This window comes from Pseudomonas sp. 18173, assembly GCF_050432945.1.
Lineage (GTDB): Bacteria > Pseudomonadota > Gammaproteobacteria > Pseudomonadales > Pseudomonadaceae > Aquipseudomonas.
Window position 1 is genome coordinate 125,573 of the sequence record NZ_JBKFTN010000006.1, and the last position, 23,598, is coordinate 149,170.

24 protein-coding genes are annotated in these 23,598 nt (G+C 60.9%); 2 read left to right on the plus strand and 22 right to left on the minus strand.

What is annotated here, in order from left to right; translation table 11 throughout:
- Positions 1 to 48: 48 nt before the first annotated feature.
- From ACLD1X_RS09085 to ACLD1X_RS09135, 11 genes are all read right to left on the minus strand, one after another.
- Positions 49 to 1,035 (minus strand): DNA polymerase III subunit delta', encoded by a 987-nt coding sequence (locus ACLD1X_RS09085; protein ID WP_429367017.1) that lies wholly within the window; start codon positions 1,033 to 1,035, stop codon positions 49 to 51.
- Positions 1,028 to 1,660, minus strand: a complete 633-nt coding sequence (gene tmk, locus ACLD1X_RS09090) for a dTMP kinase (protein ID WP_429367018.1) — start codon at positions 1,658 to 1,660, stop codon at positions 1,028 to 1,030. The genes ACLD1X_RS09085 and tmk overlap by 8 nt, the downstream gene beginning before the upstream one ends.
- Positions 1,661 to 1,679: 19 nt before the next feature.
- On the minus strand, positions 1,680 to 2,915 hold the full coding sequence (gene mltG / locus ACLD1X_RS09095) for an endolytic transglycosylase MltG (protein ID WP_429367019.1): 1,236 nt from the start codon (positions 2,913 to 2,915) through the stop codon (positions 1,680 to 1,682).
- A gap of 3 nt (positions 2,916 to 2,918) precedes the next feature.
- Complete coding sequence (gene pabC, locus ACLD1X_RS09100; RefSeq protein WP_429367020.1) at positions 2,919 to 3,734, minus strand: aminodeoxychorismate lyase; 816 nt, start codon at positions 3,732 to 3,734, stop codon at positions 2,919 to 2,921.
- Positions 3,734 to 4,978 (minus strand): beta-ketoacyl-ACP synthase II, encoded by a 1,245-nt coding sequence (gene fabF / locus ACLD1X_RS09105; protein WP_429367021.1) that lies wholly within the window; start codon positions 4,976 to 4,978, stop codon positions 3,734 to 3,736. The genes pabC and fabF overlap by 1 nt, the downstream gene beginning before the upstream one ends.
- A gap of 111 nt (positions 4,979 to 5,089) precedes the next feature.
- Complete coding sequence (gene acpP / locus ACLD1X_RS09110; protein WP_003175607.1) at positions 5,090 to 5,326, minus strand: acyl carrier protein; 237 nt, start codon at positions 5,324 to 5,326, stop codon at positions 5,090 to 5,092.
- A 196-nt stretch (positions 5,327 to 5,522) separates the two neighbouring features.
- A complete protein-coding gene (fabG, locus tag ACLD1X_RS09115; protein WP_008016438.1) occupies positions 5,523 to 6,263 on the minus strand; it encodes a 3-oxoacyl-ACP reductase FabG in 741 nt (246 codons plus the stop codon).
- A gap of 16 nt (positions 6,264 to 6,279) precedes the next feature.
- Entirely contained in the window at positions 6,280 to 7,218 is a 939-nt protein-coding gene (gene fabD / locus ACLD1X_RS09120) for an ACP S-malonyltransferase (protein ID WP_429367022.1), read from the minus strand.
- A gap of 123 nt (positions 7,219 to 7,341) precedes the next feature.
- Complete coding sequence (plsX, locus tag ACLD1X_RS09125; RefSeq protein WP_429367023.1) at positions 7,342 to 8,352, minus strand: phosphate acyltransferase PlsX; 1,011 nt, start codon at positions 8,350 to 8,352, stop codon at positions 7,342 to 7,344.
- 4 nt (positions 8,353 to 8,356) lie between these two features.
- Positions 8,357 to 8,539 (minus strand): 50S ribosomal protein L32, encoded by a 183-nt coding sequence (rpmF, locus tag ACLD1X_RS09130; RefSeq protein WP_003179396.1) that lies wholly within the window; start codon positions 8,537 to 8,539, stop codon positions 8,357 to 8,359.
- A 13-nt stretch (positions 8,540 to 8,552) separates the two neighbouring features.
- A complete protein-coding gene (locus tag ACLD1X_RS09135; RefSeq protein WP_007942001.1) occupies positions 8,553 to 9,080 on the minus strand; it encodes a YceD family protein in 528 nt (175 codons plus the stop codon).
- Between the two features lie 105 nt (positions 9,081 to 9,185).
- Here ACLD1X_RS09135 and ACLD1X_RS09140 point away from each other — a divergent pair, with 105 nt between their 5' ends.
- Positions 9,186 to 9,764 (plus strand): Maf family protein, encoded by a 579-nt coding sequence (locus ACLD1X_RS09140; RefSeq protein ID WP_429367024.1) that lies wholly within the window; start codon positions 9,186 to 9,188, stop codon positions 9,762 to 9,764.
- A 55-nt stretch (positions 9,765 to 9,819) separates the two neighbouring features.
- Here ACLD1X_RS09140 and ACLD1X_RS09145 read toward each other — a convergent pair whose 3' ends face one another.
- Genes ACLD1X_RS09145 through rluC form a run of 3 tightly spaced genes read right to left on the minus strand, consistent with a single transcriptional unit; the run spans position 9,820 to position 12,445 of the window.
- On the minus strand, positions 9,820 to 10,809 hold the full coding sequence (locus ACLD1X_RS09145; protein WP_429367025.1) for a S49 family peptidase: 990 nt from the start codon (positions 10,807 to 10,809) through the stop codon (positions 9,820 to 9,822).
- Positions 10,810 to 10,833: 24 nt separating this feature from the next.
- Complete coding sequence (locus ACLD1X_RS09150) at positions 10,834 to 11,496, minus strand: HAD-IA family hydrolase (protein ID WP_429367026.1); 663 nt, start codon at positions 11,494 to 11,496, stop codon at positions 10,834 to 10,836.
- The gene (rluC, locus tag ACLD1X_RS09155) at positions 11,483 to 12,445 is read right to left on the minus strand and encodes a 23S rRNA pseudouridine(955/2504/2580) synthase RluC (RefSeq protein WP_102669889.1); all 963 of its coding nucleotides are present in this window, start codon (positions 12,443 to 12,445) and stop codon (positions 11,483 to 11,485) included. Before rluC ends, ACLD1X_RS09150 begins: the two co-directional genes overlap by 14 nt.
- A gap of 702 nt (positions 12,446 to 13,147) precedes the next feature.
- Here rluC and rne point away from each other — a divergent pair.
- Positions 13,148 to 16,348: a ribonuclease E gene (rne, locus tag ACLD1X_RS09160; RefSeq protein WP_429367027.1), complete on the plus strand. Its 3,201-nt coding sequence runs from the start codon at positions 13,148 to 13,150 to the stop codon at positions 16,346 to 16,348.
- A 191-nt stretch (positions 16,349 to 16,539) separates the two neighbouring features.
- Here the strand turns inward: rne and ACLD1X_RS09165 are convergent, their stop codons facing one another.
- The 8 genes from ACLD1X_RS09165 to ACLD1X_RS09200 all read right to left on the minus strand — a co-directional run bounded on the left by ACLD1X_RS09165 (position 16,540) and on the right by ACLD1X_RS09200 (position 23,581).
- Positions 16,540 to 17,136: a nucleotidyltransferase family protein gene (locus ACLD1X_RS09165; protein WP_429367028.1), complete on the minus strand. Its 597-nt coding sequence runs from the start codon at positions 17,134 to 17,136 to the stop codon at positions 16,540 to 16,542.
- Positions 17,133 to 18,116: an XdhC family protein gene (locus ACLD1X_RS09170; protein ID WP_429367029.1), complete on the minus strand. Its 984-nt coding sequence runs from the start codon at positions 18,114 to 18,116 to the stop codon at positions 17,133 to 17,135. The genes ACLD1X_RS09165 and ACLD1X_RS09170 overlap by 4 nt, the downstream gene beginning before the upstream one ends.
- On the minus strand, positions 18,116 to 20,446 hold the full coding sequence (locus ACLD1X_RS09175; RefSeq protein ID WP_429367030.1) for a molybdopterin cofactor-binding domain-containing protein: 2,331 nt from the start codon (positions 20,444 to 20,446) through the stop codon (positions 18,116 to 18,118). Before ACLD1X_RS09175 ends, ACLD1X_RS09170 begins: the two co-directional genes overlap by 1 nt.
- Positions 20,443 to 20,913: a (2Fe-2S)-binding protein gene (locus ACLD1X_RS09180; RefSeq protein WP_429367031.1), complete on the minus strand. Its 471-nt coding sequence runs from the start codon at positions 20,911 to 20,913 to the stop codon at positions 20,443 to 20,445. The genes ACLD1X_RS09175 and ACLD1X_RS09180 overlap by 4 nt, the downstream gene beginning before the upstream one ends.
- A gap of 241 nt (positions 20,914 to 21,154) precedes the next feature.
- Complete coding sequence (murB, locus tag ACLD1X_RS09185) at positions 21,155 to 22,174, minus strand: UDP-N-acetylmuramate dehydrogenase (RefSeq protein WP_429367032.1); 1,020 nt, start codon at positions 22,172 to 22,174, stop codon at positions 21,155 to 21,157.
- Positions 22,171 to 22,635: a low molecular weight protein-tyrosine-phosphatase gene (locus ACLD1X_RS09190; protein WP_429367033.1), complete on the minus strand. Its 465-nt coding sequence runs from the start codon at positions 22,633 to 22,635 to the stop codon at positions 22,171 to 22,173. Before ACLD1X_RS09190 ends, murB begins: the two co-directional genes overlap by 4 nt.
- Positions 22,635 to 23,399, minus strand: coding sequence for a 3-deoxy-manno-octulosonate cytidylyltransferase (gene kdsB, locus ACLD1X_RS09195; protein ID WP_429367034.1), 765 nt, complete (start codon positions 23,397 to 23,399; stop codon positions 22,635 to 22,637). Before kdsB ends, ACLD1X_RS09190 begins: the two co-directional genes overlap by 1 nt.
- Positions 23,396 to 23,581: a Trm112 family protein gene (locus ACLD1X_RS09200; RefSeq protein WP_003179363.1), complete on the minus strand. Its 186-nt coding sequence runs from the start codon at positions 23,579 to 23,581 to the stop codon at positions 23,396 to 23,398. Before ACLD1X_RS09200 ends, kdsB begins: the two co-directional genes overlap by 4 nt.
- Positions 23,582 to 23,598 lie beyond the last annotated feature (17 nt).

Sequence of the window (23,598 nt, forward strand, 5' to 3'; positions counted from 1 at the left end):
GGGTGGGACGGCCGGATGTTCTGATATTCAGAGTCTAGGCGCGGGCAGTCATCTTTGGCCAGGCAACGACGCCCATTGCACCAGCAAGGCCTCCAGCAGCAAGGCCGGATTGAGGTTGGCTTTGCTCAAGACTTTCTGTCGCTGGGCGAGGATCCAGTCCTGAATATCGAGGACTTTACCCTGGGCGCTTTTCTGCGCCAGGTATTGCACGACTTTGCGCATGTCGGCCAGGCCGAGGCCGGCTTCATCCTGGGTCAATTGATAGCGCAGGATCAGGCTCGACCAATCGCAGAACCAGTCGAACAGGCGCAGCATCGGAATGTTTTTCCATTCTTCTGCCAACTGCGTCGGCGATTGCTGTTGCTTGAGGAGTTTTTTCACCCCTTCGACCACCTGCGTGCGCTGTTCACGCACGCCCTGGGCCTGAAGATTGACCGCTGCCAGTGGCGAACCGGCGGCCAGCGTCAGCAGTTCGACGCGCTCATCTTCGGAACACTCCGGCAATGCCTGAGCCAGCCACTTCAAGCTCATGGCCTCGCCCGGCAGCGGACAGGCTTGCTGAACGCAACGACTCTTGATGGTTGGCAACAAGCGGCTTGGCTGATGACTGACCAGCAACAGAACGGTATCGCCGGACGGTTCTTCAAGGCTTTTGAGCAAGGCGTTGGCGGCGTTGATGTTCATCGACTCGACCGGCTCGATCAGCACCACTTTGCGACCGCCCAACTGCGCGGTCTGCACCACGAAACCGACCAGGTCGCGAACCTGATCGACCTTGATCGCCTTGTCGGCTTCCTCCGGCTCCAGGATGTAGTTATCCGGGTGGCTGCCGGCCTTGAGCAGCAGGCAGGATTTGCATTCGCCGCAGGCGTCCAGCGCGACCGGACGCTGGCACAGCAGGCTGGCCATCAGGCGCTCGGCCAGTGCCCGCTTGCCGATCCCGGCCGGGCCATGCAGCAGGTAGGCGTGCGCATGCTGGGTGCGACCCGCCAGTTGCTGCCAAAGGTTCTCCTGCCACGGATAGGCCTCAGCCACGGCTCAACTCCAGCAGACGCGGCAACAAGTCATCCAGCGATTGCTGGACCTGTGCCAACGGTTGGGCAGCATCGACCAGCACATAACGCGCCGGATCAGCTTTGGCCCGCTTGAGGAAGGCATTGCGCACGGCATCGAAAAAGGTCCGTCCTTCGAGTTCGAAGCGATCCAGGCGACCGCGAGCACTGGCGCGGGCCAACCCCACCTCGACTGGCAGATCGAAAATCAGTGTGAGGTCCGGGCGCAGATCGCCTTGAACGAAGGTTTCCAGGTTCGCGATGCGCTCCAGCGACAAGCCGCGACCACCGCCCTGGTAGGCATATGTCGAATCGGTAAAACGATCACACAAGACCACGGCACCGCGGGCCAGCGCCGGGCGAATCACCTCAGCCAGATGCTGGGCACGCGCGGCGAACACCAACAGCAACTCGGTATCCGGATTCATGACTTCGTCGACGGGGGCCAGCAGAACTTCACGGATGCGCTCGGCCAGCGGCGTGCCGCCCGGCTCGCGAGTCAGCACCACCTCGATGCCGGCAGCGCGCAAGCGCTCGGCCAGGTACTCACGATTGGTGCTCTTGCCGGCGCCTTCCGGGCCTTCCAGAGTAATAAACAAGCCAGTCACAGGCAGTCCTTAGTCAGAGTCATTGCGGGCTTTTCGGTGCGTTGGCATCGGGGGCTGGCGTTTCAGGGGCCGGCGCTGGATCTTGCGACGGCACCTGCGGCAGCGCCTCGGGGGCCGTGTTCGGTGAAGCCGCCGGGATCGGCATCTGCTCTTGCGAAGCCTTGGCCTGCTGCGTACCGCCTTGTTCAGCCTGGGATGGCGGTGGTGTCTCTGGCGTGGAGACGGGCGCCGGGCTGGAACGGTAATCGGCGCGACGCTTGAGCTGGAACTCCTTCACCGCATTGTTGTGGGCATCCAGGTCATCGGAGAACACGTGAGTGCCATCACCGCGCGCCACGAAGTAAAGGCTGTTGCCCTCCACCGGATTGAGTGCCGCATGGATGGCTTCGCGACCGACCATCGAAATCGGCGTCGGTGGCAGGCCTGCATTCATGTAGGTGTTATAGGGCGTCGCTTCCTTGAGGTGCGCCCGGGTCAGCTTGCCGCTGTAGCGGTCGCCGAGGCCGTAGATCACCGTCGGATCGGTCTGCAGCAGCATGCCAATCGCCATGCGCCGTACAAACACGCCGGCAATCTGCCCCCGCTCCTGGGGTACGCCGGTTTCCTTCTCGACCAGCGAGGCCATGATCAGCGCCTGATAGGGTTCGGTGTACGGCGCATCCGCGGCGCGCTGCTCCCACTCCTTGGCGAGCACTTCGTCGAGGCGGTCGTAAGCGGTTTTCAACAACTCGATGTCGGACATGCCGCGCACGTAGCGATAGGTGTCAGGGAAGAAACGTCCTTCCGGAAAAATCCCGGTGTGGCCGAGCTTCTCCATGACCTGGCTATCGCTCAAACCGTTGAGGCTATGATCGAGCTTCTCTTCCTTGGCCAGCGCGGCACGAACCTGACGGAAATTCCAGCCTTCGACCAGGGTCAGGCTGTACTGAACCATTTCCCCGCGTTTCCACAGGTCGATCAGGCTTTCGACGGTCATGCCCGGTTGCATGCGATATTCGCCACTGTGCAAGGGTTGTTTGGCGAGATTGAAACGCCAATACACGCGCAGCCAGAATGCGTCCTTGATGACGCCATCGGCTTCGAGTCGGTAGAAGGTTCGGGTCGGCGTGGTGCCCTTCGGCACATTCAGCAATTGTTCCTGGGCAATGTTCAACGGCTGTACCAGCGCCGAATGAATTTTCCAGGCTGAAGCACCCAACAGCAGCCCTGCCAGAACCAGTCCGGTTTCCAGCAGCAGCAAGAGTTTACGTCTCACGTATCAAGCATCCAGTAGTGCACGGGCAATGGATTGAAGTTTACGGGTGAGCGGCCCAACCGGCCAGCTCAGTGCTGCATAAGCACGCACCGGCCACACGCCATACACACTGTTACAGACAAAGACTTCGTCAGCCCATTGCAGCTGTTCGAGGGGAATATCGGTGATTTGCGTGGGAATTCCCAGCGACTTGGCCTGAAACAATATTTCGGCGCGCATCACGCCGGCCACGCCACAGCGCTTGAGGTCAGCAGTGATGAGCACCCCATCACGCACCAGGAACAAATTGCTGAACACGCCTTCGATCACACGCCCGGCCTGATCGAGCATCAAGCCTTCGGCATGTTCGGCGTCCTGCCATTCGGCGCGGGCGAGGACTTGTTCAAGACGATTCAGGTGCTTGAGCCCGGCAAGCAATGGTTGCCTGGACAATCGCGTGGCGCAAGGGAACAAACGAACACCCTGCTCGCCATGCACGGCAGGGTAAGCCGCCGGGGGATTGCCTTGCAGAATGCGTCGGGCCTGGGCCGAAGGATCGGGGGCGTAACCGCGCAGACCGTCGCCGCGGGTGAGAATGAGCTTGAGCACGCCATCACCCAGCGCTGCGGCGTAGGCCAGCAGTTCGCTGCGGATCAGTTCATGCCCGGTTGTTATCGCCAGGCGCGAACAGCCATCCGCCAGACGCGACAGATGTCGGTCCAGCAACACTGGCTGGCCGTTGCGCACGGCAATGGTCTCAAACAGACCATCGCCATAAGCCAGGCCGCGATCCTTCAGCGACAAAGCGTCAGCCGGCTGACCGTCGACCCAGCTGTCCATCAGCCTGCGAACCGGCGGAACACCAGCGAGCCGTTGGTGCCGCCAAAACCGAAGGAGTTGGAAACGACCACATCGATATCCATGTTGCGCGCCGTGTGCGGCACGAAATCGAGGTCGCAGCCTTCGTCCGGCTCATCAAGGTTGATGGTCGGCGGCGCTACCTGGCTGTTGATTGCCAGCACGCTGAAGATCGCCTCGACCGCGCCCGCCGCACCCAACAGGTGGCCGGTCATGGACTTGGTGGAACTGACGGCCAGCTTGTAGGCGTGATCGCCAAACACCGACTTGATCGCACAGGCTTCGGCAAGGTCGCCGGCCGGGGTCGAGGTGCCATGGGCATTGATGTACTGGACCTGATCGCTGTTGATCTTCGCATCGCGCAAGGCGTTGGTGATGCAACGGGCGGCACCGGCGCCATCGGCCGGCGGTGATGTCATGTGGTAAGCATCGCCACTGGTGCCGAAGCCGATCAGCTCGGCATAGATGGTCGCGCCGCGAGCCTTGGCGTGCTCCAGTTCTTCGAGAACCAGCGCACCGGCGCCATCGGACAGCACGAAGCCGTCGCGGCCCTTGTCCCATGGACGGCTGGCGCGGGTCGGTTCGTCGTTGCGGGTCGACAGCGCGCGGGAGGCACCGAAACCGCCCATGCCCAGGCCGCAGGCCGCCATTTCGGCGCCGCCGGCAATCATCACGTCGGCTTCGTCGTACATGATGTTGCGGGCTGCCATGCCAATGCAGTGGGTACCGGTGGTACAGGCCGTGGCGATGGCGTAGTTGGGTCCCTGTGCCCCCAGATGGATCGACAGGAAGCCGGAAATCATATTGATGATCGAACCTGGCACGAAGAACGGGGAAATCCGTCGTGGGCCAGTGTCGTGCAGGGTGCGGCTGGTTTCTTCGATATTGGTCAGTCCGCCAATACCCGAACCCATGGCCACGCCGATGCGCTCACGGTTGGCGTCGGTGACTTCCAGGCCGGCATTGCGTACCGCCTGAAAACCTGCGGCCAGACCGTATTGAATGAACAGGTCGAGCTTGCGGGCTTCCTTGACCGACAGGTACTCCTCGACATTGAAGCCCTTTACCGAGCCGCCAAAGCGGGTGGAATAGGCAGAAAGGTCGGTGTGTTCGATCAGACCAATGCCACTGCGGCCAGCCAGAATGCCCTGCCAGCTGCTTGGCACATCCGTGCCCAGTGGCGACAACATACCCATACCGGTGACTACGACGCGTCTACGCGACACAGCACTCTCCTTTTTTTCAAATGACGACTTTTGCATCAGGCCTAAAGAAAAAACCGCACGCCATGATGGCAGTGCGGTTTTTCCATGACAGCGAGCAACGATTACAAACTATTACGCCTGGTGGCTAGTAACGTAGTCGATTGCAGCTTGTACAGTAGTGATCTTCTCAGCTTCTTCGTCAGGGATTTCGGTCTCGAATTCCTCTTCCAGAGCCATCACCAGCTCAACGGTGTCAAGGGAGTCGGCACCCAGGTCTTCTACGAAGGAAGCAGTGTTGACCACTTCTTCTTCTTTAACGCCCAGTTGCTCAGCAACGATTTTCTTGACGCGCTCTTCGATGGTGCTCATACCTTGTTTTCACTCCTAATGGACAAATTCAGGCAGCTGGCCAGTGGGTAAGTGTATAGAAAGGCTTTTCAGCTTTTCAACTGAAAGCTTCACTCCTCAAACCCGGTGACCCTCTGCCTATAAATAGATTGCAGCTTTATAACGGATTTTAGACAGCTCGTATGACATTTTTTTGAAGCAATCCGTCACATTTGAATTACATGTACATCCCGCCGTTCACCGGGATTGTAGCTCCGGTAACGTAAGCCGCACCGTCCGACGCAAGAAAAGCGACCACGGACGCGATCTCTTGAGCTTGCCCCAGACGACCCAGCGGAATCTGCGTCTGCAAGGCTTCACGCTGTGCCTCGGGCAGTTCACGGGTCATATCGGTATCGATGAACCCAGGGGCCACCGAGTTTACCGTAATCGAACGCGAACCGACTTCACGCGCCAGTGCACGGCTGAAACCTTCGAGGCCGGCCTTGGCGGCAGCGTAGTTTACTTGGCCTGCGTTGCCCATGGCACCCACAACCGAACCAATACTGATAATTCGGCCCCAACGGGCTTTGGTCATGCCACGCAAAACGCCCTTGGACAGGCGGAACAGACTGTTCAGGTTGGTATCGACAACGTCGTGCCACTCGTCGTCTTTCATGCGCATCATCAGGTTATCGCGGGTGATACCGGCATTGTTGACCAGGATCGCCGGTGCACCGAACTGCTCCTGAATGCTCGCCAGGACCGCAGCCACGGACTCGTCACTGGTGACATTGAGTTCCAGGCCGGTGCCCTGGATACCGTTTTCCTTCAGGGTGGCGGCAATGCGCTCGGCACCCGACGCGGAGGTCGCCGTACCGATAACGATGGCGCCCTGACGACCCAGCTCCAGGGCGATAGCCTGGCCAATGCCACGGCTTGCACCGGTGACCAGTGCAACTTTACCTTGCAGACTCATGCAAGCTTCTCCTGATTCAGGCCAACGCTGCGCGGGCGGCAGCGAAAGCGTCTGGGGTATTGAGGTTGGATGTCGATACGCCTTCGGCGCAACGCTTGTTCAGACCAGCGAGCACCTTACCCGGGCCGCACTCGACCAGACCGGTTGCGCCCTTGGCGGCCAGGGTCTGTACGGATTCGACCCAGCGTACCGGCTTGTACAGTTGCTCGAGCAGATCGCGCTTGAGGGTTTCCAGATCGGCCGGCACTTGGGCACTGACGTTCTGCACTACAGGAATCTGTGGCGCCTGCCAGTCGATAGCGGCAATGGATTCGGCGAAACGCTCGGCAGCCGGACGCATCAGCTCACAGTGCGACGGTACGCTGACCGGCAGCGGCATGGCACGCTTGGCGCCACGGGCCTTGCAGCCTTCGATGGCGCGTTCAACGGCAGCCTTGGCGCCGGCAATCACCACCTGGCCCGGCGAGTTGAAGTTGACGGCGCTGACCACTTCGCCTTGCGCCGCTTCGGCACAGGCAGCCAGCACATCGGCATCTTCCAGACCGAGGATGGCAGCCATGCCACCCTGCCCGGCCGGAACCGCTTCCTGCATCAGCTGGCCGCGGCGCTCAACGAGCTTCACCGCGTCAGCCAGCGTCAGGCTACCGGCAGCAACCAGGGCGCTGTATTCGCCCAGGCTGTGCCCGGCAACGAAAGCCGGGCGCGCGCCACCTTCTGCCAGCCACAAGCGCCACAGGGCAATCGAAGCGGTCAGAATGGCCGGCTGGGTTTTATCGGTTTGATTGAGTTGCTCTTCCGGCCCTTGCTGGGTCAGTGCCCACAGGTCGTAACCCAGTGCTTCGGAAGCTTCTTTGAATGTTTCGAGGATCAGCGGATATTGTGCGCCCAGCTCGGCCAGCATGCCGAGGGACTGCGAACCCTGTCCTGGAAAGACGAATGCGAGGGAAGCAGACATGTAACAAGCCCCTAATGATCTTGTCGCCGGAGAATGACGCCCCCCTTGGGGACGCAAGAAACTGACAGTTGGATGGCCCATCGAACCAAGCGGTCACATTTAAGCATTGTCCGACGAAAACGCCTAAGACAACAAATCCTCCAGACGGCCGTGGAGACGCTCAGGCAAGTTCTCCTGAATCTCTATCAATGCACGTTGAATCGCACTCTGGAAGCCCTGAACCCCGGCGGAACCGTGACTCTTCACCACGATGCCCTGCAAACCGAGAAAGCTTGCACCGTTATGTCGCGCCGGCGCCAGATCAGCCTGCAAGCGCTTCATCAAAGGCAGCGCCAAGGCACCGACAGCGCGAGAGGCGAGGTTTTTCCTGAACAAGGCTTCGATGCGCGTGGCAATCATGGTCGCAAGACCTTCGCTGGACTTGAGCAGGATATTGCCGACAAAACCATCGCAGACCACTACGTCCGCCTCACCGCGATACAAGCCATCCCCTTCGATGAAGCCGATATAGTTGATACCCCGGGCGGCCTGCAGCAACGTCGCAGCCAGCTTGACCTGCTGATTGCCCTTGATGTCTTCGGTACCGATGTTCAGCAGCGCTACCCGTGGACGGGCTATGCCCAGGGTCTCGGCCGCCACCGAGCCCATGACCGCAAACTGCAACAGATGCTCGGCACTGCAATCGACGTTGGCACCCAGGTCGAGCAATTGGCAGTAACCCTTTTGCGTCGGAATCGCCGCCACCATGGCTGGGCGGTCAATGCCCGGCAGGGTTTTGAGCACGAACCGCGACAACGCCATCAGCGCACCGGTATTGCCGGCACTGACACAGGCCTGGACCTTGCCGTCGCGCAGCAACTCAAGGGCCACGCGCATCGATGAGTCCGGCTTGCCACGCAAGGCCTGGGCGGGTTTTTCGTCCATGGTGATGACTTCACTCGCCGGAGCAATCGACAGGCGCGCGCGATCCACAGCCGAATGGCCAGCGATCAATTCTTCAAGAAGGGAGGGTTGACCGACGAGGGTCAGGTGCAGCGAGGGCGTAGCAGACAGACAAGCAAGGCTGGCCTGGACAATGCTGCGGGGACCGAAGTCCCCGCCCATTGCGTCAATCGCGATGACTTGAGCGGACAAGTGATTACTCGTCAGCGCCCTTGTCGATCACTTTACGGCCACGGTATACGCCTTCTGGCGATACGTGGTGACGCAGGTGAACTTCACCGGTGGTTTTTTCTACAGACAGGGTGCTAGCCTCGAGAGCGTCGTGCGAACGGCGCATGTCACGGGCAGAGCGGGATTTTTTGTTCTGCTGAACAGCCATAATTGATTAACTCCTAAACGTTTGGGTCACGCTTTAACTGCGCCAATACACTGAACGGGTTGGACCGCGTTACCTCGTCCTCGCTCGGTTCGGGCTCATCTGCTCCCGCCGGCTGCTGGCATTCTTCCGGATGATGAGCAGGCACAATGGGCAAGGCGAGCAGAAGCTCCTCCTCGATCAGTGACTGCAGATCCAAAGGATCTTCGCCCAGTTCCAGCACGTCATAACCTTTCGGCAACGACTGGGTATTCGCACCCTCCTTCACCACAGCGTAACTGCATTCGCTATGGATCGGCAGGGTGACCAGCTCAAGACAACGCTGGCAAACCATTTTGACTTCAGTGTCGATAAAGCTGTGGATAACCACAGATTTACGTTCATCTCGTTCAAAAACGAATTTAGCCTGCACCGTACCGACATTGTCGGAAAGCGGGTCGCAGAGTCTCTCCAAATCGGCCAGCAGCATTTCACCTTGAAGGGTGGTGCCACGATCAGCCAATTTGCGCGGGTCAACGTGAGGTGGAATCGGGTCATTCAACATAGGCGCAGCATTATAGGGATGCACCCGCCCATGTCAAAGGAAATTCAGCCCTGTCCGTCACTTGGAACCCTCGCTAGAATTCGCACCTGCCTTCTGGAGATGCGCATGCTGCCTTTATTACTCGCTTCCGGCTCGGTCTATCGCCGGGAATTACTGACTCGCCTGCAGCTGCCTTTCATGTGCAGCTCGCCGGATATCGACGAAAGCCACCGTCCAGGCGAACCCGCCGTCGAGCTGGTCAAGCGCCTCGCCGAAGAGAAAGCGCGCGCCCTGGCCGACAGCCATACCGCTCATCTGATAATCGGCTCCGACCAGGTCGCCGTGCTGGGAGACCGAATTATCGGCAAGCCCCACACGTTCGAAAAGGCCCGCGAACAACTGCTGGCCGCCAGCGGTGCGAGCGTGACCTTCCTGACCGGCCTGGCCCTGCTCAACAGCCAGACCGGGCACTGCCAGGTCGATTGCGTTCCGTTCACCGTACACATGCGCACACTCGACGCACCCCGTATCGAACGCTACCTGCGTGCCGAGCAACCCTACGACTGCGCTGGCAGCTTCAAGGCCGAAGGCCTGGGGGTCAGCCTGTTTCGCAGCACCGAGGGACCTGACGCCACCAGCCTGGTCGGCCTGCCACTGATTCGCCTGATCGACATGCTGCTGGCCGAGGGCGTGCAAATTCCCTGAGCCCCAGCAATGAAAAAACCGGCCACGCGGGCCGGTTTTTCATGTCACCCGCAAATCAGCGCAGCGACGGACCACTGAACCCCATCCACATCGCCAGATGCTCAGCCACGCTGGCACCGAGTTTTTTCGAGAAGCGATCGAACGGCGACTCCTGAACGGTAAAGTCCACCAGTTCCTTTTCGCCGATCACATCCCGCGCAACCGAACTGGCATTACCCAGCCCATCGATCAACCCCAGTGGCAGCGCCTGCTCGCCGGACCAGACCAGGCCGGAGAACAGCTCCGGATGCTCCTTGTCCTTCAGGCGATCGCCGCGCCCCTGCTTGACGCTGTTGATGAACTGCTGGTGGGTCGTATCGAGCACGCCCTGCCAGAAGGCGGTTTCATCCGGCTTTTGCGGCTGGAACGGATCGAGGAATGACTTGTGCTCGCCAGAGGTGTAAGTACGACGCTCGACACCCAGCTTCTCCATGGTGCCGACAAAACCATAACCGGCCGCCGTCACACCGATGGAGCCGACCAGGCTCGCCTTGTCGGCATAGATCTGATCCGCTGCGCTGGCGATGTAGTAGGCACCGGAAGCCCCGAGGTCGGAAATGACCGCATACAGCTTGGTGTCCGGATGCAGACCGCGCAAACGACGGATCTCGTCATAGACATAACCCGACTGCACCGGACTGCCACCCGGACTGTTGATGCGCAGGATGACACCCTTGACCTTCTCGTCCTCGAAAGCCGCGCGCAAGCTGCCGACGATATTGTCCGCACTGGCCGGCTCCTTGTCGGCAATCATGCCAGTCACATCGATCAGCGCCGTGTAATTGGCACTGCGGGTGGCGGCCTTTTCCATATCCATCAGCGGCGAAAACAGAGCAATAGCGCCGAACAGGTAGATAAAAGTCAGAAGCTTGAAGAATATTCCCCAGCGACGGGACCGGCGCTGCTCCTGCACACTGGCCAGCAGCGTCTTTTCCAGCAGCTTCCAGCTTTTGTCGTCACCGCCCTCTGCGCTCGCCTTGGCGGGCGCCTTCCATTCGTCGGTCATGCCATCCACCCCAAAAACAACCGGTTAAGCCCGCTGACTCAGCCAGGCATGCAATTCTGAAAAACGGTCGATGGCCAGTCGCGGCTCATACAACTTCAACGCATCGATCGATTGAGCACCATAGCTGACAGCCACTGAGCCCATGCCGGCGTTGCGCGCCATCTGCAAATCAAAAGACGAATCCCCCACCATCAACGCCTGCTCCGGGCGAACCTCGCAATGAGCGAGAATCTGCTCGAGCATCAACGGATGGGGCTTGCTGGCAGTCTCGTCGGCGGCACGGGTGATGTCGAAGTAATTCTCCCAGCCATGGGACTTCAACACCCGATCCAGCCCGCGACGGGCCTTGCCGGTCGCCACAGCCAGATGATAACCCTCGGCGCGGAATGCCTCGAGCGACTCGACCACACCCTCGAACAGCGGCGAAGGAACAGCCTCGGAGGCAATGTAATGCTCGGCATAATGTTCGCGAAATGCGATCAGTTCGGCGTCGCCAATCTCGGGGTACAGGGTGCGGATCGCCTCCGGCAAGCCCAGGCCGATAATGCCTTTGACGGCAAGATCATCGCGCTGTTCAAACCCGGAACGCTGCGAGGCAACATGCATCGCCTCGACAATCCGGCCAATGGAGTCGGCCAGGGTACCGTCCCAATCGAAGATCAGCAGCTTGTAATCAGATGGGCGCACTCAATCGCTCCACGGTCTTGGCCCACATCTCGTCGACCGGTGCCTGCAACTTCAGCTCGCCACCGTCAGGCAGCGGCACGGTCAGCATGTAGGCGTGCAGGAACAGGCGCTTGCCACCCAGATCGCGGATTTCCTTGCTGAAACCCTCGTCGCCATACTTGGTGTCGCCAGCGATGCAATGCCCGGCGTGCAAGGTATGGACGCGAATCTGGTGAGTACGACCGGTAATCGGCTTGGCTTCGATCAGGGTGGCAAAGTCGCCGAAACGGCGCAGGACCTTGAACACGGTCACGGACTCCTTGCCCTCCTCCTCGTCGACCTCGACCATACGCTCGCCGGAGCGCAGATTGCTCTTGCCCAGCGCCGCACGGACTTGCTTGATCGAGCTCGCCCAGTTACCGCGGACCAGCGCCATGTAGCGCTTGTCGACGCCATCACCGCGCAACGCAGTGTGCAAGTGGCGCAACATGCTGCGCTTCTTGGCGATCATCAACAGGCCGGAGGTATCTCGATCGAGACGGTGAACCAGCTCGAGTTCCTTGCAATCGGGGCGCAACTGACGAAAGGCTTCGATCACACCGAAAGTCAGCCCGCTGCCGCCATGCACCGCGATGCCCGCAGGCTTGTTGATCACGATCAGCGCCTTGTCTTCGAACACAATCGAGGCTTCGAGCCGCTGCAGCAGGCCCTGTGCCAGTGGCACCGGCTCGTCGCGCTCAGGCACGCGAACCGGCGGCACACGCACGATATCGCCCGCCTGCAGCTTGTACTCGGGCTTGATCCGACCTTTGTTCACGCGCACTTCGCCCTTGCGCAAAATGCGGTAAATCAAGGTCTTGGGCACGCCTTTGAGTCGGGCGAGAAGGAAATTATCAATACGTTGGCCGGCATATTCCGGCGAGACCTCAAGCAGTTGTACGCCTGGAGTCGGGGGGGTAGTCGTCGTCATGGCGCGGATGATAACAATTTTTTATGGAATTGAAGCACTTAATCATTGCTGCTATAGTCGCGAACGTCGCCAAAAGCGGCCTGGACAGCGGACCAACGGTCAAAAACCGGCCCTGACCAACGCAATTCACCAGGACGCGAGGCCGTCCTACGGGGCTTTCGCTGCGTAACGGTGGAGTTCGCAGGTGTAACGAGCGCAGGTGACATGAGGCCTGAATCACGCCACAAAGCAGAGTTTTCCACTCGTTTTGCGAGCCATATTCACGGCCAGTTCACAAAGTGCAGTCAGCTGCGAATGACCCCGAGCGAAGGCATCGGAAACAACGCCTAAATTAGCCATGATGCGTGACCTCCCCTTTCGGAGCTCACGGTAAATGCCAACCCGCTGCGGATTCTGCGCGCGGCAGCACCCGAATTATCAGGGATACGTGTAGGGTGGAGATGCACAACCGCCGGACTGTGTAGCAACAGGCTTTCTCAAGACGCTTCATCTCGTCCACAGCCGCTGGTTGATTCCTCCTCCTGACTGAGTGCTTAAGTAGCCACAGCAAGCAGGACGCGTACGTCGCGATGAAGGCCCACATTGGCCGGACTTCGCTGGACACGGGAAATGGCCAACCACTCCCGACGCACCTGACACCGACCGTGAGAAGTCGTGTGTGCCGAACGCCGTTTCCGGCAGCCCGGAAACCGACGGTACTACATGAAAAGAATGCTGATTAACGCAACTCAACCCGAAGAGTTGCGTGTTGCACTGGTAGATGGCCAGCGCCTCTACGACCTGGACATCGAATCCGGTGCACGCGAGCAGAAGAAGGCCAACATCTATAAAGGCCGGATTACTCGCATCGAACCAAGCCTTGAGGCTGCCTTTGTCGATTTCGGCTCTGAGCGCCATGGCTTCCTGCCCCTCAAAGAAATCTCCCGCGAATACTTCAAGAAAGCCCCGGAAGGTCGCGTCAACATCAAGGACGTCCTGAGCGAAGGCCAGGAAGTCATCGTTCAGGTCGAAAAAGAAGAACGTGGCAACAAGGGCGCCGCCCTGACCACTTTCATCAGCCTGGCCGGTCGTTACCTGGTGCTGATGCCGAACAACCCGCGTGCCGGCGGTATCTCCCGTCGCATCGAAGGCGAAGAGCGCAATGAACTGCGTGAAGCCCTGAACGGCCTGGTTGCCCCGGCCGACATGGGCCTGATCGTGCGCACTGCCGGCCTGGGCCGCAGCAGCGAAGAAATGCAGTGGGACCTCGACTACCTGCTGCAACTGTGGACCGCCATCAAGGAAGCCTCGCTGGACCGCGCCGCGCCGTTCCTGATCTACCAGGAAAGCAACGTGATCATCCGCGCGATCCGCGACTACCTGCGCCAGGACATCGGCGAAGTGCTGATCGACAGCGTTGAAGCCCAGGACGAAGCCCTGACCTTCATCCGCCAGGTGATGCCGCAGTACGCCAGCAAGATCAAGCTGTACGAAGACAGCGTTCCGCTGTTCAACCGTTTCCAGATCGAAAGCCAGATCGAAACCGCTTTCCAGCGCGTTGTCGAACTGCCTTCCGGCGGTTCCATCGTTATCGATCCGACCGAAGCCCTGGTGTCCATCGACATCAACTCGGCGCGCGCCACCAAAGGCAGCGACATCGAAGAAACCGCGCTGCAAACCAACCTTGAAGCAGCCGAAGAAATCGCCCGTCAGTTGCGCCTGCGCGACATCGGCGGTCTGATCGTCATCGACTTCATCGACATGACCCCTGCCAAGAACCAGCGCGCCGTGGAAGAGAAAGTCCGCGAATGCCTGGAAGCCGACCGCGCTCGCGTGCAAGTCGGTCGCATCTCGCGCTTCGGCCTGCTGGAAATGTCCCGTCAGCGCCTGCGTCCATCCCTGGGCGAAAGCAGCGGCATCGTCTGCCCGCGTTGCAACGGCACCGGCATCATCCGTGACGTTGAATCGCTGTCCCTGGCGATCCTGCGCCTGATCGAAGAAGAAGCCCTGAAAGACCGTACCGCCGAAGTTCGCGCACAAGTGCCGATCCCGGTGGCTGCGTTCCTGCTCAACGAAAAACGCAACTCGATCACCAAGATCGAACTGCGCACCCGCGCCCGCATCGTCATCCTGCCGAACGATCACCTCGAGACGCCGCACTTCGAAGTGCAGCGCCTGCGTGACGACAGCCCGGAAGCGGCGACCAACCAGTCCAGCTACGAAATCGCCGCTGCCGCTGCCGAAGTCGAAGAAGTCCAGCCAGCCGCTGCAACCCGCACCCTGGTTCGCCAGGAAGCGGCAGTCAAGACGGCCCCGGCCCGCGCCAACGCTCCGGTTCCGGCCGAAGTTGCCACTCCGGCCCCTGCTCCGGTTGCCGTGCCAGAGCCAAGCCTGTTCAAGGGCCTGGTGAAGTCGCTGGTGAGCCTGTTCGCCACCAAGGAAGAGCCTGCTGCACCGGTTGTGGTTGAAAAGCCTGCAACCACCGAGCGTCCGGCCCGCAACGAAGAGCGTCGCAACGGTCGCCAGCAAAGCCGCAGCCGTAACGGTCGCCGCGATGAAGAGCGCAAGCCTCGCGAAGAGCGTGCACCGCGTGAAGAACGCGCACCACGTGAGCCGCGCGAAGAGCGTCAGCCACGCGAAGTTCGTGAACCTCGCGAGACCCGTGAAGAAACGCCGGCAGTCGCCCGCGAAGAACGCGCACCTCGCGCGCCTCGTGAAGAACGTGCACCGCGCGCTCCGCGTGAAGATCGCAAGCCTCGTGGCGAGCGTGAAGAACGCGTTCGTGAACTGCGCGAGCCTCTGGATGCCGCTCCGGCTACTCCGACCGTTGCTGCTACCGCTGAAGAACGTCCGGCTCGCCAGCCACGCGAAGAACGCGCTCCACGCCCACCGCGTGAAGAACGTCAGCCACGTGCCGAGCAAGCCGCCGCTGCCGCAGCCGAAGAAGAACTGACCAGCAACGAAGAGCAACTGCAGGAAGAGGGTCAGGAAGGCGCCGAAGGCGATCGTCCACGCCGTCGCTCCCGTGGCCAGCGCCGTCGCAGCAACCGTCGTGAGCGTCAGCGTGACGCCAACGGCAACGTGATCGAAGGTTCGGAAGAGTCCGAGTCCGGCGAAAACGCTGAAGCGCCAGGCACTGCCGATCTGGCCGCCGGCCTGGCTGTCACCGCAGCCGTTGCCAGCAGCGTGATCAGTGCTCCGGCTGAAGCAGAAGCCAACGTGCAAGCCGAACGCGCCACTGCCGCGACCCTGGAGTCTGCTCCGGTTGAAGCGCCAGTCGTTGAAGCGACCACGCCGGTCGAAGTCACTGCGTCGCCGGAAATCGAAGTGGCCCCAGCACCTGAGGCACAGCCTGCCGTTGAGGCCGCTGCCGAGCCGGCCCCAGTGATTGAAGCACCTGCCGTGGTTGCAGAAGCCGTCGTCGAGACCGTGACTGAAACCGTTCGCGAAGTACGTGAAGAGCAAACCGCGTTCAACTGGGTGGCCGAGCCGGCCGTCACTGAAACCGCTGCACCAGCCGCCGAAACCCAAGTGGCTGAAGCCATGGTTTCCGAGCCGGTAGTTGCCGCAGCAGAACCGACTCCAGCGCCAGTCGTTGAAGCACCGGTCGTTGCCGAAGCGCCTGCTCCGGTAGTCGAGGCTGCGCCAGCCAGCGCCCTGACGCCAAGTGGTCGTGCGCCTAACGACCCACGTGAAGTGCGTCGTCGCAAGCGTGAAGCCGAGCGCCTGCAGAAGGAAGCTGAACTGGCTGCCGCTGCTGCTCCGGTTGAAGCGGTTGTCGCCGAGCCTGCACCGGTTGTTGCTGAAGTGGCTGCCGAGCCTGTTGAGTCGGTGATCCACGAAGCGCCACGTTCCGTTCAGGAAGCGGTGGAGCAACACGAGCAAGCCCAGGAAAAAGAGCACGAGCCTAAACCTCTCGTCTGATTCCATCGGCTGTTAAAAAGCCCCGCCTGGTGACCCAGGCGGGGCTTTTTTTATGCCTCGACTTCACAGTTATCCCTTGTGGGAGCGAGCCTGCTCGCGATGACGGCGGATCAGACTGCATCACTGTTGGATGTCAGATCGCTTTCGCGAGCAGGCTCGCTCCCACAGGAAATCCGGGCGGACCTGACGATTCAGACAGACTTGAAGTTCAATGCCAGCGGCACATCCACATCCAGCAACACTCCGGGATCCTCCACCACAACTTCAACCACCCGCCCCTGGGCAAACAATGCCTTGGCCCCACGATTCCCCGATAAAGCCATCAACCCTGGACCGAAGCTGCGTCCAAACCCTACCGGGTGCCCGTATTCGCCGCCCTGAAGCGGCACACTGATGCAATCATCTGCCACCTGCTCCACGACTTGCTCAATACTCGCGGGAAGGATGAACGGCATATCCCCCAGCACCATCAACCAACCGTCGAGTCGTGTGCTGGCAGCTACCCCAGCCGCAATGCTGTCGCCCATTCCCGTCGACTCGATCAGCACAACCTCACAACCATAGGCCTGAGCCATGCGAATCACTTGCGGGCGATCAGCGGTCGTCACCAGTACGCGCTTGTCCAGGGCTGCTGGCAAATTGACCAACGTGTGCTCAATGACGGATCGAACCGCGCTGTCACGACCGGTGCATTCGGCCAGCAATTTATCCTTTTCGGCACCCGCCACCTGGCGAAACCGGCTGCCCTGCCCCGCCGCCAGCACGATGACGCCAATCGACTTGCTCATACCCTCTCCTGCTGGATCTTCTTCTGTGTCAGTTCGACGCCATTTTTGACCGCGACGATTTCCGCCATCAGCGACAAGGCAATTTCCGCAGGATTATGACTGCCGATGTGCAAACCGATCGGACCATGCAAGCGGTCAATCGCCGATTGCGACAACCCCAGTTGAGCCAGGTTTTCCCGGCGCTTCTGGCTGTTGACCCGCGACCCCAACGCCCCGACGTAAAAAGCCCTGGAATCCAGGGCCGTGAGCAACGCCATGTCGTCCAGGCGCGGATCATGGGTCAAGGCCACGATGGCCGTGCGTTCGTCGGTCTGGATATTCAATACCGCCTCATCCGGCATGCCCGAAACGAATCGTCCGTGCTGCTCCTCCCAGCCATAGACGAACTCGCTGCGCGGATCGCAAATCAGCACCTCGAAATCCAGCAGACGGGCCATTTCAGCAACATAGCGCGACAGCTGCCCCGCGCCGATCAGCAACAAGCGCCAGCGCGGACCGTAGATTGCGCGCAAGGTCTGGCCGTCGAACGTCAACACATCAGCCTTGTTGGCCGACTGCAAACACACCTCACCGGTGGCCAGGTTCAGTTCACGCGCAACGATTTCATGGGCCTCGCAACGAGCCAGCAATTGCTCGACCCAATCCCCATCGTCGATACGCTCCTCGGTCAAGCGCAAGGTGCCACCACAGGGCAAGCCGAAACGTGCAGCTTCCTCGCGGGTTACGCCGTATGTGATCAACTGCACCGGCGGCCCATCGAGCGCAAGGCGCCCGTCGTGCAGCCGGGCAATCAAGTCGTCTTCGACGCAACCGCCCGAAACCGAACCGATCACCATGCCATCTTCACGCAAGGCCAGCATGGCACCGGGTGCCCGGGGTGCGGTGCCCCAGGTTTCGACCACGCTGTACAACACCACCCGCTGACCGGCGCGATGCCACTGCAACACGCTGCGCAGGACGTTCAGATCGGCGCTGTCCATCAGGCTTTGGCCTGCTGCCAGCCCGACAGCTGATAACGAACCGGCAGGTTGCGGATGCGTTTGCCGGTGGCGGCAAAGATCGCATTGCACAGGGCCGGCGCAATCGGTGGCACGCCCGGTTCACCGACACCACCCAACGGGACGTTGCCCGGCGGCGTCACCAGGTGCACGGCCACCTCTTTCGGCGCCAGGGTCATGCGTGCCACTTCATACATGTGGAAGTTATCCTGCTGGACCTTGCCGTCCTTGAAGCTGATTTCCCCCAGCACCGCATTACCCAGGCCCATGACGCAGGCGCCCTCGAACTGCGCGCGAATCCGCTCGGGGTTGATCTGCGGTCCGCAATCGACGGCGATGTCGGCCTTGTGCACCACCAGCGTACCGTCGTCTTTCACCTCCACCTCGATGACCGCCGCCACATACGTCACAAAGCTGTAATGCACCGCCAGGCCCAGGCCGCGCCCCTTGGGCAACTCGCGCCCCCAACCGGCGGCTTTGGCGGCGGTCTCCAGTACCGTGCGCAGTCGCCCGGTGTCGATCGGATAACGCTCCGGGGACTCACCGTAGTTCCACTCGTCACTCAAGGTGTGCGGATCGATCTGACGGTCCGGGCCGAGCAATCTGATCTGGTATTTCAGCGGGTCTTCCCCGGCCTTGTGCGCCAGTTCATCGATAAAACTCTGGACCGCGAAGCCATGGGGAATGTTCGACACCGAGCGATACCAGCCGACCCGGGTATGCACCGTTGCCTCGGGGTTTTCCAGGCGAATGTTGGGGATCGCATACGCCATGTTGGTGAAACCCATGCCCAGCTCGAACGCCGCCTCATGGTTCATGCCCGGCGCAAACAACGCAGTGATGCTCGGCGCCACCGTACGGTGCAACCAGCCGGACGGCAGGCCATCCTTGTTCAGGCCGGCCTTGAGGTGTTCGACCGATACCGTGTGGAAGTAGGAACAGTGGATGTCGTCTTCGCGGGTCCATTGCACCCGCACCGCTTTACCGGGGAACTCCTTGGCGAGGATGGCGGCTTCGATGATGAAGTCAGGCTTGGACTTGCGCCCGAATCCGCCACCGAGCAGGGTCACGTTGAATATGACGTTGTCGAACGGCAGGCCCAGGCGTTCGGCGATCCGTTCCCGGGTGACCTGCGGCGCCTGGCTTGGCCCCCAGGCTTCGCACGCACCGTCCTTGAACCGCGCAATGGCGACCATCGGCTCCATCGGCGACTGTGACAAATGCGGCAAGTAATACGACGCTTCCAGCGTGCTATCGGCGCTGCTCATGGCTTCATCGATGTTGCCGGTATTGCGCACCACCTTGCCGGGCTTGAGCGAGGCCGCTTCAAGCTCCTTGCGGTAGGCGATCGAGTCGTAGCTGGCGTTGGGCCCGTCGTCCCACTCGATTTTCAGCGCCTCGCGGCCCTTGATCGCCGCCCAGGTATTGCTCGCCACCACGGCGATACCGCCGAGCGGTTGAAACTCCGAAGGCAAAGGCCGGCTTTCGATCTGCACCACCTTGACCACGCTCGGGACTTTCATCGCCGCGCTGCCATCGAAACTTTTGACTTTGCCGCCATACACCGTGGGCCGCGCAATGGTCGCGTACAGCATGCCGTCGAGATGCACATCGGCGCCGTACACCGCTCGGCCGTTGACAATGTCCTCACCATCTATGGCCTTGGTGCCTTCCTTGCCAATGTAGCGAAATTCCGAGGGTTGCTTGAGTTTCAGGCTGTCCCGCGCAGGAACGGGCAACGCTGCTGCGGCGGCGGCAAGCGCTCCATAACCCAATTCGCGGCCGGAAGGTTCGTGTATGACTTTATGCAGTTGCGCGTGACATTCGCCTGCCGGCACTTTCCACTGTTCGGCGGCGGCCTGTTCGAGCATGGTTCGCGCGGCGGCACCGCAGCGACGCATCGGCTCGTACCAGTGGCGCATGCTGCGCGAGCCGTCGGTGTCCTGGTTGCCGAAGCGCACTTCATCGCCGGGGGCCTGCCGCACCCTGACCATCGCCCAGTCGGCTTCCAGCTCATCGGCCACCACCATGGTCAAGCTGGTGCGCACACCCTGGCCCATCTCCGAGCGGTTGCAGATCACGGTCACCGTGCCATCGGCGGCGATGCTCACATAGACTTTCGGATCGTCGACCCAGCCGTGGGGCATGCCGTCAGCGCCGAACTTCTTGTCTTTTTCTTCGGCAAAAGCGTCTTGCCAGCCCCAACTCGCCACCAAGACCAGCGCACTGGTGGCGCCCACGCCTTTCAGAAAACCACGGCGACTGAGCTGGCTCAGATTGCTCAGGGCAAAATCATTCGGTAAACGGCTCATGCCTTGGCCTCCTTCAGGTGAGTGGAGGCCTGGCGGATCGCCGTCTTGATGCGGTTATAGGTGCCGCAGCGGCAGATGTTGCCGACCATGGCTTCTTCGATCTGTTCGTCGCTCGGGTCCGGATTGGTCTTGAGCAGCGCGGTGGCGGACATGATTTGCCCGCCCTGGCAGAAACCGCATTGGGCGACCGCCGTGTCGAGCCAGGCCTGTTGCACGACTTTGCCGACCGGGTCGGCGTGCAGGTTGTCGATGGTGCTGACATTCTGCCCGACGACTGATCCGATGGGCGTGATGCAACTGCGTGCCGGGGCTCCTTGGATATGAATGGTGCAGGCCCCGCACAGGCCCATGCCGCAGCCGAATTTGGTGCCGTTGTAACCGGCCACGTCACGGATGGCCCAGAGCAGCGGCATATCCTCGGTGACGTCGAGTTGATGGTCTTGACCGTTGAGTTTCAGGGTAATCATGGGCACGCCCGCATAGTTCTCGAGTTATGGGGTCGAGCAATCTGCCGCTGGATCTCGGTGGGTTGCACGCAGATCGACTCAGGCTAATGGGCTCTCTTGTGCAGAAACAAACGCTCTGCACCGGGCCTTTGATGGAGCAAGTGTGTGCATCGTTAGCTGACTAAGTTAACCGGGCATTAACAAAAAAGCCCTGCACAATGTTTATTGTGCAGGGCTTGTTGATCCGTCCTGAAAGCTTAGCTCAATACCGGTTCGGCTCCATTTCCAGATCGACATGGAAACGTTCTGAAATGTCTTTCTGGATACGCTGCGCCAGGTCGAGCAACTGCAGACCGGTCGCGTGGCCGTAGTTGACCAACACCAGCGCCTGCAGTTTATGCACACCCGCATCGGCTTCGCGAAAACCCTTCCACCCTGCCCGCTCGATCAACCAACCGGCGGCCAGCTTCATCTGCCCGTCAGGTTGCGCGTAGGCCACCAGGTCCGGGTATTCGCCCTTGAGCCGTGCAGCCAGCGCCGCAGATACCAAAGGGTTCTTGAAAAAGCTGCCGGCATTGCCGAGCACGGCCGGGTCCGGCAGTTTTTCGTTGCGGATGCTGCAAATGGCCCGGCTTACATCGCTGGCGGTCGGATGCTCGATGCCTTGTTCGGTCAGGCGCTGACGCACCGGGCCGTATTCGAGGTGCAAATGCGCGGCGCGGTCGAGGGCGAAACGCACACGCAGGATCAACCAGCGCCCCGGTTCCTGCTTGAACAGGCTGTCGCGGTAAGCGAAGTTGCATTGCGCCAGGCTGAAGTCGCGCAATTCGCCGGTCTGGCGATCGAGGGCGGTCAGGCCGGCGAACACGTCCTTGATCTCGACCCCATAGGCGCCGATGTTCTGCATCGGTGCCGCACCGACGGTACCGGGAATCAGGCTGAGGTTTTCCAGGCCGGACAACCCCAGGGCCAGTGTGTGTTGCACAAATGGATGCCAGGGCTCGCCCGCCTCGGCCTCGATCACCACTTTGCCGGCGTCGTCGCTCAACACGCGAATCCCGCGAGTGGCCATGCGCAGCACCAGTGAATCGATATCCGCCGTCAGCAACAGGTTGCTGCCACCCCCGATCACCAGCACCGGGACCTGGTGTTCCAGCCCATAGGCCAGGGCTTCACGCACATCGGCGTCGCTATGGGCCTGGGCAAACAGCCGGGCCTGCACGTCCACGCCAAAGCTGTTGAACGGCTTGAGCGACACCTGCGATTGAACCTGCAAACTCATAACCGTCCCTTCAATTCGATGACCAGCAGATCACTGGCGCGCTCGATCAGGTCCAGCACCTGCTCGAAACCTTGTTCGCCGTCGTAGTACGGGTCCGGCACTTCATCGATTGGCGACTGGTAACGACGCAGGAACAGATCAAGTTCGGCCTTGCCCTGGGCCGGCTGCAAGGCCTTGAGATGGCGCAGGTTGCTGTTGTCCATCGCCAGGATCAGGTCGTAGGTGGCGAAATCGGCGCGGGTGACTTGCTGGGCGCGCTGGGCGGACAAGTCATAACCGCGCAGCTTCGCCGCGGCCTGACTGCGCTTGTCCGGTGCCTTGCCGACATGCCAGTCACCGGTGCCGGCGGAAGCGACTTCGACCCGCTCAGCCAGCCCCGCTTCGCGCAACTTGTGCCGCAACACGCCTTCGGCCGTGGGAGAGCGGCAGATATTGCCCAGGCAGACAAACAGAACCCGCATCACGCCTCCAGCAGGCGACGAACGCGCTCAAGGTCTTCAACCGTGTCGACGCCGGCTGGCGGCGCGATCAGCGCGTCGGCCACATGGATCCGTACGCCGTGCCACAGGGCACGCAACTGTTCCAGGCACTCGGTGTTTTCCAGCCAGCAGGGACCCCAACTGACGAAATCCTGCAGGAAACCGGCGCGATAGGCATAGATGCCGATATGGCGTCGGTACGGCACACCTTGCGGCAACTGCTCACGGTTCACCGCGAATGCATCTCGCGCCCAGGGCAAGGTGGAACGGCTGAACGTCAGCGCCAGGCCGTTGAGGTCGCTGACGACCTTGACCACGTTGGGATTGAACAGGGTGTCCACGTCTTCGATCGGCTCGGCCAGGGTGGCCATGCGCGCTTGCGCGTGGGTTGCCAGGTTGGCGGCAACCTGATCGATCACGCTCGGCGGGATCAATGGTTCGTCGCCCTGCACGTTGACCACGATGGCATCAGGCGCCAGGCCCAGCTTCATCGCGACTTCGGCCAGTCGGTCGGTGCCGGAGTTGTGATCTTCACGGGTCATCACCACTTCGGCACCAAAACCATTGCAGGCCTCGACGATGCGCGCGTCGTCGGTGGCCACCACCACCCGCCCGGCGCTGCTTTTGCTCGCCTGTTCCCAGACGTGCTGGATCATCGGCTTGCCGGCGATCAGCAGCAGCGGCTTGCCCGGCAGGCGGGTGGAGGCATAACGCGATGGAATGACGACGGTAAAGGCTGTGGTCATTTATCCAGGCGCTCATCGGTGGTCAGGGTGCGCGCTTCCGATTCGAGCATCACCGGGATGCCGTCGCGAATCGGGTAGGCCAGGCCTGCGCCCTTGCTGATCAGCTCGGTTTTGTCGGCGCTGAGCTTGAGCGGGCCTTTGCAGACCGGGCAAGCGAGGATGTCGAGCAATTTGGTGTCCATGAGCATTCCCTGGAAAA